Genomic DNA, 13,090 nt, shown 5'->3' on the forward strand with positions numbered 1-13,090 from the left:
GTTGCAATGTCGACCCAGGCATCCACGACGACGATCGGTACCGGCCACGTCAAACTGACACGCGGACTGATCGCGCTGTTCGCCTTCTGCTGCGGCGCGATCGTCGCGAATCTGTACTACGCGCAACCGATCACCGAATTGATCGCGCCGGACATTCACATGTCCACCGGCACCGCCAGCCTGATCGTTTCGCTCACGCAGATCGGCTATGCGCTCGGTCTGTTCTTCCTCGTGCCGCTGGGCGACCTGCTGGAGAACCGCAAGCTGATGATCGCCACCGCGCTGGTGTCGATTGCGAGTCTCGCCGCTGCGACCTTCGTGCATCACGCCGGCGGATTCCTCGCGATTTCGCTGCTGATCGGCTTCAGCTCGGTCGCCGTGCAGATCCTGATTCCGCTCGCCGCGCACCTCGCGCCGGACGAATCGCGCGGCAAGGTGGTCGGCACGATCATGAGCGGCCTGCTGCTCGGCATTCTGCTGTCGCGACCGATCTCCAGCGTGGTGGCAGGACACTTCGGCTGGCGCGCGGTGTTCGGCGGCGCCGCCGTGTTGATGGCGATCGTCACGAGCGTGCTCGCGCTGACCATTCCGCGCCGCCAGCCGGATCATAAGGCGACCTACTTCGAACTGATCGGCTCGCTCGGCCACCTGGTCGGCACGATGCCGGTGCTGCGCCACCGCTCGTTGTATCAGGCGCTGATGTTCGCTTCGTTCAGCCTCTTCTGGACCGCGATTCCGATCGAGCTGACGCGGCAATTCGGGCTCTCGCAGACCGCGATCGGCATCTTCGCGCTGGTCGGCGCGATCGGCGCGACCTCGGCACCGGTGGCAGGACGTCTCGCCGACGGCGGCCATACGATGCGCGCCACGCTGATCGCGCTGGTGGTGGGCGCGCTCGCTTTTGCGCCGGCCTTGATTCATCCGGCGTGGGGGGTGTTCGGCCTGGTTGCAACCGGCATCGTGCTCGACTTCGCCGTGCAGATGAACATGGTGCTCGGCCAGCGCGAAATCTACGCGTTGCACGCGGCGAGCCGCAACCGGCTGAACGCGCTGTATATGACCAGCATCTTCGTGGGCGGCGCATTCGGTTCGGCGCTGGCCAGTCCGCTCTATGAGCACGGCGGCTGGACGCTGGTCGCGAGTGTCGCCACCGCCTTCCCGCTGATTGCGCTGGCGCACTATCTCGTGATCGGCCGGCCGCACGCAGCGCGCATTGCATAACGCTTTCAGTTTCGATTCAGGCAGGGCCGCCGGACGGCATCGCGCCGTCCGGATTAACAAGTTTTTAGTCCGGCTTCAGGAGTTCTCATGACGTTGGCGATACGCTAGCTACATCGAGTCAAAACGCCGGCACGACCTTCCATCGTTGCAATAAAAAACCGTGTCATTCCATTCGTTGGGATCCGACGGTGACGGCGCTCGTCCCCACACTCGCATGCGCCACCCCGCGCATGCGCGTTCTTTAAATCAAGACTTCAGTGAGAGGTGCGTGAATGACCCGCAAGTCAAAACTGCTGACGGCAAGCGGCGTGGTCATCATCGCCGCGCTGACCGTCTTCCTGCTGCTGGCGTGGAACCCCGCCATCGAACCCATTGCGCCACCGGCCGCTACGTCGTTCGACTCGCAGACGCGGCTCGCGGGCGCGCGTGTCGTGGCGCTCGGCGATTGCATCGTCTGCCATACCGCGAAGGGCGGCAAACCGTTCGCCGGTGGCCTGCCGTTGGCCACGCCGTTCGGCACGATCTACGCGACCAACATCACGCCCGACCCGCAGACCGGCATCGGCAACTGGTCGCTCGAGGCATTCACGCGTGCGGTCCGTCATGGCGTGGCGCGCGACGGGCATCTGCTGTATCCCGCGTTTCCGTACATTCACTTCACCCGCATGTCAGATCGCGACGTCGCGGCGGCCTACGCGTATCTGATGACGCGTGAGCCGGTCCACGCGACCGCGCCCGCCAACGACCTGATCTTCCCGCTGAATTTCCGCCCGCCGCTCGCCTTCTGGAACGTGTTCTTCCTGCGTCCCGGCGAGCAGCAACCGGATGCGTCGAAAGAGGCTCAGTGGAATCGCGGCAAGCTGCTGGTGGATGGCCTGGGGCACTGCGCGTCGTGTCATTCGCCGCTCAATGCGATTGGCGGCGAAAAGCTGGGCCATGCGTTCGACGGCGGCGTGGTCGACGGTTGGGAAGCGCCCGCGCTCAATGCGCTCGGCGCGGCGCCCAAGCCATGGACCCAGCAGCAGCTCGTGACCTATCTGCGCACCGGCCGCGCCGGCGAACATGGCGCGGCGGCCGGTCCGATGCTGCCGGTCACGCGCGACCTGGCCACCGTGCCGGAAGAAGACGTGCAAGCGATCGCCGCTTACATCCTGTCGATCCAGAAACCGCTGCCCGCCATGACCAACGTGGCAGCCCAAGACGCGACGTCGCCCGGCGCGCAACGCGGCGCGCTGCTGTTCGCCGCCTCGTGCGCGCAGTGCCACGGCCCCGCCGCGCCGATGCAGTCGATCGGCGAACGCCCCACCCTCGCCTTCAGCACCGCGATCAACGCGACGACGCCGCGCAACACCGCGCAGATGATCCTCAGCGGCAACGGCTGGCAGGGCGAGGACAGCATGAACTACATGCCCGCCTTCAGCGAGGTCTATAGCGACCAGCAGATCGCCGATCTGGCGACCTACGTTCGCGCCGCGTATTCGCAGCGCGATCCGTGGCAGGACGTCGAGGCGACGGTCGCCAAAGTCAGAAAGGAGAACAACGCGCGATGATCACCCTTACCGTCAATGGCGTGCAGCACACGCTCGATATCGATCCCTCCACGCCGCTGCTGTACGCGCTGCGCAACGACCTGCATCTGCATGGCGCGAAGTTCGGCTGCGGCCTCGGCCAATGCGGCGCCTGTACCGTGATCGTCGGCGACAAGGCAACGTTCTCGTGCCTGATTCCAGTGTCGGCGATCGGCACGCGCGCCGTGCGCACGATCGAAAGTCTCGGTACAGCCGAGCATCCCGGTCCGTTGCAGAAGGCGTTTATCGATCACCAGGCGGCGCAGTGCGGCTACTGTATCGCCGGCATGATCATGCGCGCGCAGGCGCTGCTCGATCGCAATCCGCGCCCGACCGAGCGCGAGTTGCTCGACCATATGGAAACCAACCTCTGCCGTTGCGGCACGCATACGCGCATTCTCGCGGCGATTCGCGAAGTCGCGCATTTACCCGTGCCGTATACGGCGGCGGCATCTACTGCCACTTACGGCGCGGTGGCTCATGGAGGCGCGCAATGAGCCTCGATCACGACGACGTCAACGAAGGACGCCGCCGCTTCCTGATGTCCGGCGCGCTGGTGGTGAGCTTCAGCCTGTTCCCCGGCGTCAGGGCGATGGCGCAGGAAGTGATCGCCGACGAAGGCGCGGCCGTGCATATCGGCAAAGCGACCCAGACGCTGGCCGGCAGCCTGAAGACCAATCCGTATCTCGACGCGTGGATCAAGATCGATCCGGCCGGCAAGGTGACCGTCTACACCGGCAAGGTCGAACTCGGCACCGGCGTGCGTACCGCGCTGCTGCAAGTCGCGGCCGAAGAGCTCGACATGGCGCCCGCGCTGATCACGTTCCTGACCGCCGACACTGGCGCGTCGCCGGACGAAGGGCTGACTGCCGGTAGCCACACAATGGCCGACAGCGGCAGCGCATTGCTGAACGCGGCTGCCCAGGTGCGTGGCCTGCTGGTCGACGCGGCGGCCGCGAAGTTCGGCGTGAACAGCACCGTGCTGAATGTGCGCAACGCCGTGATCAAAACGCCCGACGGCCGCAGCATGACCTACGGCCAGGCGGTCGGCTTCGTCGATCTGCATCGTATGGCGACACCGGTGTCGCCGTCGAAAGATCCCGCCACCTTCAACGTAATCGGCACCTCGATGCCGAGGCTCGACATTCCCGGCAAGGTGACCGGCGGCGTGAGCTACGTGCAGGACATCACGATGCCCGGCATGCTGCACGCTCGCGTGGTGATGCCGCCCGTGTACGACGCCCAACTGCTGCAGACCAACACGCCCGAGATCCTGAAGATGCCGGGCGTGATCAAGGTGATCCGCGACGGCAGCATGCTCGCCGTGGTCGCCAAAGGCGAATGGCAAGCGGTGCAGGCGCAGCGCGCGCTCGCGGCCGGCAGCCAATGGAGCGCCGGTCGCACGCTGCCCGATCCGGCCACCGTGCATCGCGATCTGAAGACGATCTCCACGCAGCACATCGAGATCGCCAATACGCACGGCGCGGCGGGCACGTCCGTCAAAACGCTCAGCGCGAAATACAGCAAGCGCTACATGCTGCATGGTTCGATTGGGCCGTCCTGTGCGGTCGCGCTGTTCAAGGACGGCGTGATGAATGTGTGGACCCATTCGCAAGGCGTCTACCCACTGCGCGACGGGCTCACTGAAATGCTTTCGCTGCCCAAGGAGCAGATTCGTTGCGTCCACATGGAAGGCTCGGGCTGCTATGGCCACAACGGCGCGGACGACGCCGCCGCGCACGCCGCGTTGATTGCGCGCGAACTGCCGGGCCAGCCGGTGCGGGTGCAGTGGATGCGCGAACAGGAACACACGTGGGACCACTTCACGCCCGCGATGGTTACGGAGGTGAGCGCGTCGCTCGACGCGGGCGGCAGTATCGTCGACTGGAATTACGCGCTGTGGAGCAGTTCGCACAATGAGCGGATCGTCAACGCGGGCCGGCTGCTGCCGGCGCGCATGCTGGCGAAGCCGTTCGTGTCGGCGCCTTCCGTGCCGATGGTGCAGCCTGAAGGCGGCGGCGACCGCAACGCGATTCCGCTGTACGCGTTGCCGAACGTGCACGTCATGAACAATTTTTCGCCGACCATGCCGTTGCAAACCTCGGCGATGCGCTCGCTCGGCGCGCACATGAACGTCTTCGCGATCGAAACCTTCATGGACGAACTGGCCGCCGCCGCGGGCGCCGATCCGGTCGCGTTCCGACTCAAGCATATGCAGGATCCGCGCGCGCATGACGTGATCAAACTCGCCGCTGAAAAATTCGGTTGGCCGCGTGCCGCGCGCAAGCGCAATCACGGAGTCGGGTTTGCGTTCGGCAAGTACAAGAACCTGATGGCTTATGTCGCGATGGCCGTGGAGATTTCGGTCGTGCCGGAAACGGGTCAGGTGATTCTCGAACATGCCGAAGTCGCGGTGGATTGCGGGCAAGGGGTCAACCCGGACGGCATTCGCAACCAGATCGAAGGCGGCGTGATTCAGTCGGCCAGCTGGACGCTATACGAGGAACTCAAGTTCGATACCTCGCGAATCCGCAGCTTCGACTGGAGCAGTTATCCGATCCTGCGGTTTTCGGCGGTGCCGCGCGGCGTGAACGTGCATCTGATCAACCGACCCGGCATGCCGTTTCTGGGCGTCGCCGAGGCGTCGATGGGTCCGGCCGCGGGGGCGCTCGGCAATGCGCTGTTCGATGCAACGGGTCAGCGCTTGCGCGATATGCCGCTGGCCGGCGAGAGTCTGCGCAAGCGGATCGATGTTTAGCGCGACCGCGACGCCACCCACCACACACAGGCGGCGAGCATCGACAGCGTCACCACGATGCCTAGAATCAGGTTCATCGCCTGCTGAAACACGTGGGCGCTCGAAATGAACGTGCCGAAGATCGCCACGCCCAGCGCGGAGCCGCTTTGACGCGCCGAATTCAACACGGCGGCGGCTATGCCTGCGCGGTTTTTATCGACGGTGCCGAGCGCGGGCGAAGTCGCCGCCGGTGAGATAAAGCCGGACGCCATGCCGATGGCGAGCATCGGCACGACAGCGGCCCAATACGGCGAAGCCACGGTCGTGAGGCTCATGCCGAGGGCGCCCAACGCGTACAGCGCGAACGCGATACACATCGACTCCCTCGCTCCCAGCCGCTTCACGATTCGACTCGACAGCAGGCCGCCCAGCGCGACCATGCCGGTCATCGGCAGGAAGGCGAGGCCAGTGTCGAGTGCGGAATAGCCGCGCGCCTGCTGGTAAAACAGGCTGAACGTGAACAACATGCCGTAGAAAACGAACGCCGACACCATCGACACCCACGTCGACGCCGAGAACAATGCATTGCGGAAAAACTGCATCGGCAGCATGGGATGCCGGGTCCGCGTCTCGATCACGAAGAACGCGACCCACGCGACGCCACTGATCACGATACCTGCGACGATCGGCGCGGACTGCCAGCCGAGCCGATGCCCTTCGATCAGCACGCCGATCACCGACCCTAACGCAACGATTCCCGCCAGTTGTCCCGGTAGATCGACATGCCGCGTGCCTGGCGACGCCGTGCGTTCGACCGCTTGCGCGAGCCAGATCCCGGCGAGCCCAATCGGCACGTTGACGAAGAAGATGCTGCGCCACCCCAGCAGATGAATCAGCAGCCCGCCGATCAAGGGTCCGGATGCCATCGCCACACCACCGCAACCCATCCACAAACTCACGGCCGCCGCGCGACTCGCGGGCAACGGGTACGCGTCGTTGATCAGCGCGAGTGAGCACGGCACCAGCATCGCGCTGCCGACGCCTTGCAACGCGCGCGCCAACGTCAGCGTCGTGAGGTCGGGCGCGAATCCGCACAGCACCGAGCCGAGCACGAACACCGAGAGTCCGGTGAGGTAGACGTTGCGCGCGCCGAGCCGGTCGCCGAGCGCGCCGCCGGTCATCAGCAGACTCGCGAAGGTCAGCGTGTAGGCGTTGACGACCCATTGGAGGCCCGCTATGTTGCTGCGCAGCGACTGGCTGATTTCCCCCAGCGCCACATTGACAATGGACGCGTCCAGCAGCACCACCGTATAGCTGATACAGGTGGCGGCAAGCACACGGGACGCGGCGCTGCGAGTCGGCGCGAGCGCGGCCACGATCAGCGGACGGCCGCGTTGGCGGCGACGGTTTCAATGGCGGAATGAAGGTTGGCGGTCATCGCGTGCCTCGGTCGAAAGAAGTTAAGACGAGTGTAGGGGCCGCCCGCTTGCCGATGCTTCGACACGAATCGAAGCATGCACATCCGTTTCGATCACCATCCGCGCCCTATTCGGAAACTGGACACATTCGCGCCGCCCGCCCGGTCGCCGCAGCGCTTTGCGCCGCTGAAGCAAACGCCGACAGCGGACGACGTGGTACGCGAAACGGCGGAAGCTTCGGGATACGGGAGTGATGGGCAGTTGATGGCTGCTGGAGATTCCTGTTTTTTTGATTACGGTTTGATCAACACCGTCCCGAAGTAGTCCCCTCGAATCACCCGCTCCAACGCGAGCGGCGCATGATCGAGCCCGTCGATGATCTCGTGCGGAAAGCGGATGCTGCCCGCCTCCAGCCATCGCGCGAATTGCTGAATCCACTCTGCGTAAGCGTCGGGATCGTCGTCGGCGCTGTAGCCGCGCAGTGTGATGCGCTTGACCAGCAGTTGCACCGAGTCCAGTTCGACCGGCGCGGTTCTGCCCGCGCCGTGGCTCGCTAGTTGCCCCGACAGCGTGCCGACGATCACCACGCGCGCGCCTTCACGCGCGGTCGCAATCGCCGCCTGCAGTTGTTCGCCACCGACGTTGTCGAGAAACACATCGATACCTTCCGGCGCGGCCACGGCCAGTTGCTCGGCGATCGGCGTACTGCCACGGTACACCGCCGCGTCGTAACCCAACTCGGACACGAGGCGTGCCGCCTTCGCGCTGGAACTGGTGCTGCCGATCACTCGCCCCGCGCCCAGCAAACGCGCGATCTGCCCGGCCATCGATCCGTTCGCCCCGGCCGCGCTGGAAATGAATACCGTGTCGCCCGGATGAATCTCCACGCCGCGAGTCAACGCAGCATAGGCGGTCCAGCCATGCCCCAGATACGCAATCGGGTCGGGCAATCGTCCGACGACCCGCTGGCAATCCGTCGCGGCAACCACTGCGTAATCGCGCCAGCCCTGAAAATGCAGCACCAGGTCGCCTACAGAAAAACCGCTGCCCGCAGGGGCCGAAATGATTTCGCCAAGTGCTTCGGCCGCCAGCGGGTCGCCTTCGTGCAAAGCGGGGAACGGTACGCCTTTTATGTCTAGCGCGCCTTTGCTGATCATCATGCGCAGCGACGCGGACAGCAGGAAATAGCGGTTGCGAACCAGCACCTCGTGATCGGAGGGTGTCTTCAGCGGCGTCGAAATGATCTCGAAGTTGTCGGCGTGGGGCAAACCTTCGGGCTGCGACTTGAGACGAACTTCGCGGCGGGTGGCAGGGAATGCTTGGGTCATTTGAAAATCCTCGCGAGGCTTTGCGCGCACGTCATTGCCAAACGTGTCGAACAATGTGAGCATAGCGCTCATATTCTCCCGGGAGCAGACACTTGGCTACTCGCATTCCCACACGTCCTTCGAGCATGCGCAAAGAGCCGCGTCAGGCGCGTTCCCGTGCCACGGTCGAAGCGATTCTGATTGCCGGGGCTCAGGTTTTGGGCCGCCGCGGCTGGGCCGGTTTCACGACGAATGAAGTTGCCGAGGCCGCCGGCGTGAGCATTGGCTCGCTATACCAGTACTTTCCGAACAAGCTGATCTTGTCCGAAGCCATCACGGCTCGCCACTTCGACGAGATTCTCGCCGTGCTACGTCCAATCGGCGATGAGACGTTGCCATTGGCGCGGCGTGTGGAGCAATTGGTCGACGGCATGATCGGGGTTCATAGCATTAACCCGGCGCTGCATCGTGTGCTGCTTGAAGAAGCGCCGCGCGCGCGTGGACCGAAGTCGGTTCATGACCGGTTCGAGACGGAGTATCTGCGCTGCTATGCGGCATTGATCGCGCAGCCGGATGAAGACGACGCACGTAACCGCGAATCCGCGGACGCCGCCGCGCAAGTCGTCTCGGCGGCGGTAGCGGGTGTGATTCATGACGCCGCGCATCGGGGGACGATTGGTTTGCCCGTGCTTAAACAGGAGCTGGTGGAGATGGTCGGTGCGTATTTGCTCAGGCGGCGTCGACGCCATGCTGCCAAGCCGGCCGTGCGTGGAACGGGTGACTAAGGCAAGCCGGCAATCTCCAGATCCATCAACGCCGAACTCAACGACTTGCCGTGTGCATCCAGCGCGAGCGAACGCGTGACACCACCGCCGAGCGCCTGCCCCAGCACGAAGTTGAACGCCGCCAGATTGGGCAACTCGTAGCGCACCACGTCGCCGCGAACCACCTCGCTCAAATGCGCCTTCACCCGCTCCGCCGACAACTCGCGACGCACATGCTCGTAATCGTTCGCATCGCGGCAAATGACCGACACGTTCAATGTATTGCCCTTGTCGCCGGTACGCGAATGGGCCAACTCTCTGAGCTTCATGTCATGCCTCCACAAATTCGAAGGTGGGTTTGACGTCGACTCGCGGCAACAGGATCGATTGAACCGCCAGCACCTCGCGGGTCGATTTCGTCACACCGCCGCCGCCCGCCGGGCCATTGGTGTAAAGCGTCTCGACCTCGTTGCCGATTCGTACAGCCTGCGCGACCGACACGGTACGCCCCGCCACACGCAAGCGAACTTCGTACGGATCGGCGCCGCGCGCGCCGGCCGTCTCGCCGTGCAACGCATTCACGCCGATCAGATCGAACCGAAGTTCGGTGGTCTCGACACCGGTCAACGCCAACCGCTCGCGCACGACCTCGAGTGCGAGACGCGCACGCTCGACCGCGCCGGGCCCGCCATACGAGATTTGCCCTTCACCGACGTAGCCATCCACATACGCCACCGATACCTTCAGCGTGCCGGTGCGCGGCGTTCCGCGCCCCCCCGTCACGCGCACCCGATCACGCGCTTCGGCCGACACCCGAACCTGTGTGAAATCGGCGACGACATCGGGTTGCAGATAACGCGCGGGATCGTGTATCTCGTAGAGCAGTTGCTCTTTGCACGTCGCTTCGGTCACGCACCCGCCGGCATGGGCCACCTTCGCGATGACGACCGAGCCGTCCGCGCCGACCTCGCCGATCGGGAAGCCGAGCCGCGCGAGATTCGGGACGTCCTTGAAGCCCGGATCGGCGAAATAGCCGCCCGTCACCTGGCCCGCGCACTCCAGCAAATGCCCCACCACGGTCGCCTGGCCGAGCGTATTCCAATCGGTCATGTCCCAGCCGAATTCGTGGATGAGCGGCGCCGTGAACAACGACGGGTCCGCCACGCGCCCCGTCAAGACGATGTCGGCCCCGGCCGCCAACGCATCGACAAGCGGCGCCGCGCCGAGATACGCGTTGGCGGAAACCAGCCGCTCGCCCAACGACGCCACGCTCTCACCGGACTCTTCGAAACGGAAATCGCCTTGCCGCACGACGTCGAGCACATCGTCGCCCGTCACGGCGGCGATCTTCAGGCCACCAAGGCCGAGCGCCCGCGCGATCTCCGCGGTCTTGCGCGCGGCCGCGCGTGGATTGGCCGCCCCCATGTTCGAGATCACGCGCACACCATTGCGCACCGCAATGGGCAGCACCGCGTTCATGCGCGCGGCCAGCAGCGGATCGTAGCCGAGCGCCGGATCGTTGCGGCGCGCCTGCTGCGCGAGCGCGATCGTGCGTTCAGCGAGGCATTCGAACACGAGATAGTCGAGCGCACCGTGTTCCGCCAGTTCGACCGCGGGTTCAATCCGGTCGCCGGCGTAGCCCGCCCCCGCCCCGATGCGCACACGGCGTGCGCCCTGGGTTGCAGTCCGAGTTGCAGTCATACGCGTATCGTCCATTGAAAAAGACTCACAGAGGAAAAATGCCCAGCACGACGCACGCGACCGTCATGACGATCGAAGCACCGAACAGCAGTGGGAACGTGAATTTCTGGTGATCGGCGAGATCGATGCCGCACAGTCCGACCACGAGAAACGTGGCGGGTGTGAGCGGGCTCACCGGGAATCCCGTGGTCATCTGACCGAGCAAGGCCGCCTGGCCGACGTGCACCGCCGGCACGCCGAGTTGTCCGGCCACTTCGGCCACGACGGGCAGTACGCCGAAGTAGAACGAGTCGGGATCGAACAGCATGCTGAGCGGCATCGAGATGAGGCCGAGCGCGACCGGAATATGGCTGGCAAGCGCGGGCGGCACGAAGCCGACCGCGGCCTGCGCCATCGCCTTGAGCATGCCGCTGCCTTGCATGATGCCGGTGAAGACGCCCGCGGCGAGCAGAATGCCCGCCATCATCAGCGCCGCGCGTGCATGCGCGTCGATCCGTTTGCGCTGCATGTCCACGTTCGGATAGTTCACCATCAGCGCGACGCACAATCCCACCATGAACATGATCGCGGGCGGAATCTTCTCGCCCATGACCACCATCGTGCCGAGCACGATCAGCGTGAGGACGATGTTGAACCAGAAGTTCTTCGGGCGGCGCAGTGCCTGTTCCTCGGCGCTGAGTTCGCGTTTGGGCATCGGCACCGAATCGTCGGCGCCCGAGTAACCGAGGCGCCGGGCTTCGCGCCGCCCAAGCCAGAACGCCGTGCCGAAGACGAACACCAGCCCGACGATCTGCACCGGAATCAGCGGATTGAACAGCGCCGAAATCGGCAGATGAAGCGACGCCGACGCGCGGATCATCGGTCCGGTCCACGGCAGGAAGTTGATACCCGCCGCCATCGAGACAGCGGCGGCAAGCACGCGCCGATCCATTTTCAGGCGGTCGTAGAGCGGCAGCATCGCGGGAATGGTGACCAGAAAACAGACGGCGCCGGAGCCGTCCAGGTGGATCAGCAGCGCGAGCAGCGTGGTGCCCATCACAATGCGCGTCGGCCTGGTGCCGACCGCCCGCAAGATGCGGTCGATGATCGGGTCCAGCGTGCCCGCGTCGGTGATCGTGCCGAAGTACAGAATCGCGAACACGAACATGCCCACGACCGGTGCGAGGCTCTTCAGGCCATCGATCACGAACTTGCTCGTCTGCAAGCCAAAGCCGCCGATCAGCGACGCCGCGATCGGCACGATGATCAGTGCGACCAGCGGCGACATGCGTTTCGACAGGATCGCCCCGAGCAGGACGACGATGGTGGCCAGCCCCAGCAATGGCAGCATGTGCGTGTCTCCGAACTTGTTTTCTGATGCGAACCAGCGTAATTTCGGCACTGCGATAAATCAATTGAAATGATTCGATAGCAGCAATCAAAAAACATAATGGATCTCAATCTTCGCGATATCCGTGCGTTCATCGCCGTGGCGCAAACCGGCAACTTCACGCGGGCAGCCACGCGCCTGCATCTGTCGCAGCCCGCGTTGACCGTGCAGATTCGCCGGCTGGAGGAAACGGTCGGCGTGCGGCTGTTCGACCGTAATAGCCGCAACGTCGCGTTGACCCCGGCGGGTCGCGAATTGCTGCCCGTGCTGCAAAAGTCGCTGCGCGACATGGAGCATGTCCTGATCGACGCGCGAGCGCTCGGCGACGGTTCGAGCGGAACCGTACGCATGGCGTGCCTGCCCACCTTCGCCGCCAGCCTGCTGCCCGATCTGATCCAGGCGTTAAAGAACGAGGTGCCGCGCGCCGGCTTCCATATTCGCGACGTGGTGGCCAGTATGGTGAATACGCTGGTGCGCAATGAAGACGTGGATATCGGCCTGACCGGCGGCGAGCTGGCCGACCCGGGCTTCGAGGTCTTGTATGCCGGCGTGGACCGTCTCGTCGCCGTGTGTCCGAAGGCGCATCCGCTCGCACGGCGTCGCCTCGTCAAACTCAAGGATCTCGCCGGCGTACCGCTGGTACTCACGGCGCAAGGCACGAGTGTCAGGGCGGTGGTCGACGCGGCGCTGGCCGACGCCGACTGCACGCCCGAGATCGCCTGTGAACCGACCTACATGATGACAGCCGTGGCCATGGTGCGTGGCGGCTTGGGCGTGACCATTCTTCCGGGCACTGCTCGCGAGGTGCTGGCCGAACCGGGCCTGGTGGCAAGACCGATTCGCGACGCAGCGTTCGTGCGGCCCATCGCGTTGATCAAAAAGCGCGGCCGCACGCTGCCTCCGCTGACTGAAAAATTCGTCGAGCTTCTGCTGGAAAAGTTGCGCGCAGAAGGTGAAGGTCACGGCGTGATCTGATTCAACGGCGTGCGTACGTTGCCTCTTTCA

At 64.6% G+C, this 13,090-nt stretch carries 12 protein-coding genes; 7 read left to right on the plus strand and 5 right to left on the minus strand.

Going from position 1 to position 13,090, the window contains the following annotated elements; genetic code table 11:
• The first annotated feature begins 6 nt into the window (after positions 1-6).
• The 4 genes from B0G83_RS32960 to B0G83_RS32975 all read left to right on the plus strand — a co-directional run bounded on the left by B0G83_RS32960 (position 7) and on the right by B0G83_RS32975 (position 5,547).
• A complete protein-coding gene (locus B0G83_RS32960; protein ID WP_105511517.1) occupies positions 7-1,221 on the plus strand; it encodes an MFS transporter in 1,215 nt (404 codons plus the stop codon).
• Between the two features lie 272 nt (positions 1,222-1,493).
• On the plus strand, positions 1,494-2,771 hold the full coding sequence (locus B0G83_RS32965; protein ID WP_105511518.1) for a c-type cytochrome: 1,278 nt from the start codon (positions 1,494-1,496) through the stop codon (positions 2,769-2,771).
• Positions 2,768-3,286 carry a (2Fe-2S)-binding protein gene (locus B0G83_RS32970; protein ID WP_105511519.1) on the plus strand — a complete coding sequence of 173 codons (519 nt, stop codon included), beginning with the start codon at positions 2,768-2,770 and terminating at the stop codon, positions 3,284-3,286. Before B0G83_RS32965 ends, B0G83_RS32970 begins: the two co-directional genes overlap by 4 nt.
• Positions 3,283-5,547, plus strand: coding sequence for a molybdopterin cofactor-binding domain-containing protein (locus B0G83_RS32975; protein WP_105511520.1), 2,265 nt, complete (start codon positions 3,283-3,285; stop codon positions 5,545-5,547). Before B0G83_RS32970 ends, B0G83_RS32975 begins: the two co-directional genes overlap by 4 nt.
• On the opposite strand, the gene B0G83_RS32980 is transcribed toward B0G83_RS32975, so the two are convergent.
• Positions 5,544-6,863: an MFS transporter gene (locus B0G83_RS32980; RefSeq protein ID WP_258168427.1), complete on the minus strand. Its 1,320-nt coding sequence runs from the start codon at positions 6,861-6,863 to the stop codon at positions 5,544-5,546. The genes B0G83_RS32975 and B0G83_RS32980 overlap by 4 nt on opposite strands.
• Before the next feature lie 177 nt (positions 6,864-7,040).
• Between B0G83_RS32980 and B0G83_RS32985 the strand changes: the two genes are divergently transcribed.
• Positions 7,041-7,268: a hypothetical protein gene (locus B0G83_RS32985; protein WP_105511522.1), complete on the plus strand. Its 228-nt coding sequence runs from the start codon at positions 7,041-7,043 to the stop codon at positions 7,266-7,268.
• Here the strand turns inward: B0G83_RS32985 and B0G83_RS32990 are convergent.
• Positions 7,238-8,272: an NADP-dependent oxidoreductase gene (locus tag B0G83_RS32990; protein WP_105511548.1), complete on the minus strand. Its 1,035-nt coding sequence runs from the start codon at positions 8,270-8,272 to the stop codon at positions 7,238-7,240. The genes B0G83_RS32985 and B0G83_RS32990 overlap by 31 nt on opposite strands.
• 92 nt (positions 8,273-8,364) lie before the next feature.
• On the opposite strand from B0G83_RS32990, the gene B0G83_RS32995 reads away from it, so the two are divergent.
• Positions 8,365-9,036 carry a TetR/AcrR family transcriptional regulator gene (locus tag B0G83_RS32995; protein ID WP_258168428.1) on the plus strand — a complete coding sequence of 224 codons (672 nt, stop codon included), beginning with the start codon at positions 8,365-8,367 and terminating at the stop codon, positions 9,034-9,036.
• Here B0G83_RS32995 and B0G83_RS33000 read toward each other — a convergent pair.
• From B0G83_RS33000 to B0G83_RS33010, 3 genes are read right to left on the minus strand one after another with little or no spacing between them, the layout of a single operon-like run.
• The gene (locus B0G83_RS33000) at positions 9,033-9,344 is read right to left on the minus strand and encodes a hypothetical protein (protein WP_105511524.1); all 312 of its coding nucleotides are present in this window, start codon (positions 9,342-9,344) and stop codon (positions 9,033-9,035) included. The two genes, B0G83_RS32995 and B0G83_RS33000, sit on opposite strands and share 4 nt — an antisense overlap.
• A 1-nt stretch (position 9,345) precedes the next feature.
• Positions 9,346-10,716, minus strand: coding sequence for an acyclic terpene utilization AtuA family protein (locus B0G83_RS33005; protein WP_105511549.1), 1,371 nt, complete (start codon positions 10,714-10,716; stop codon positions 9,346-9,348).
• Between the two features lie 25 nt (positions 10,717-10,741).
• Positions 10,742-12,046: a CitMHS family transporter gene (locus B0G83_RS33010; RefSeq protein WP_105511550.1), complete on the minus strand. Its 1,305-nt coding sequence runs from the start codon at positions 12,044-12,046 to the stop codon at positions 10,742-10,744.
• A gap of 99 nt (positions 12,047-12,145) precedes the next feature.
• Here B0G83_RS33010 and B0G83_RS33015 point away from each other — a divergent pair, with 99 nt between their 5' ends.
• The gene (locus tag B0G83_RS33015; RefSeq protein WP_105511525.1) at positions 12,146-13,060 is read left to right on the plus strand and encodes a LysR family transcriptional regulator; all 915 of its coding nucleotides are present in this window, start codon (positions 12,146-12,148) and stop codon (positions 13,058-13,060) included.
• Positions 13,061-13,090 lie beyond the last annotated feature (30 nt).

Origin of the sequence: Paraburkholderia sp. BL21I4N1 (genome assembly GCF_002973525.1) — a bacterium.
Lineage (GTDB): Bacteria > Pseudomonadota > Gammaproteobacteria > Burkholderiales > Burkholderiaceae > Paraburkholderia.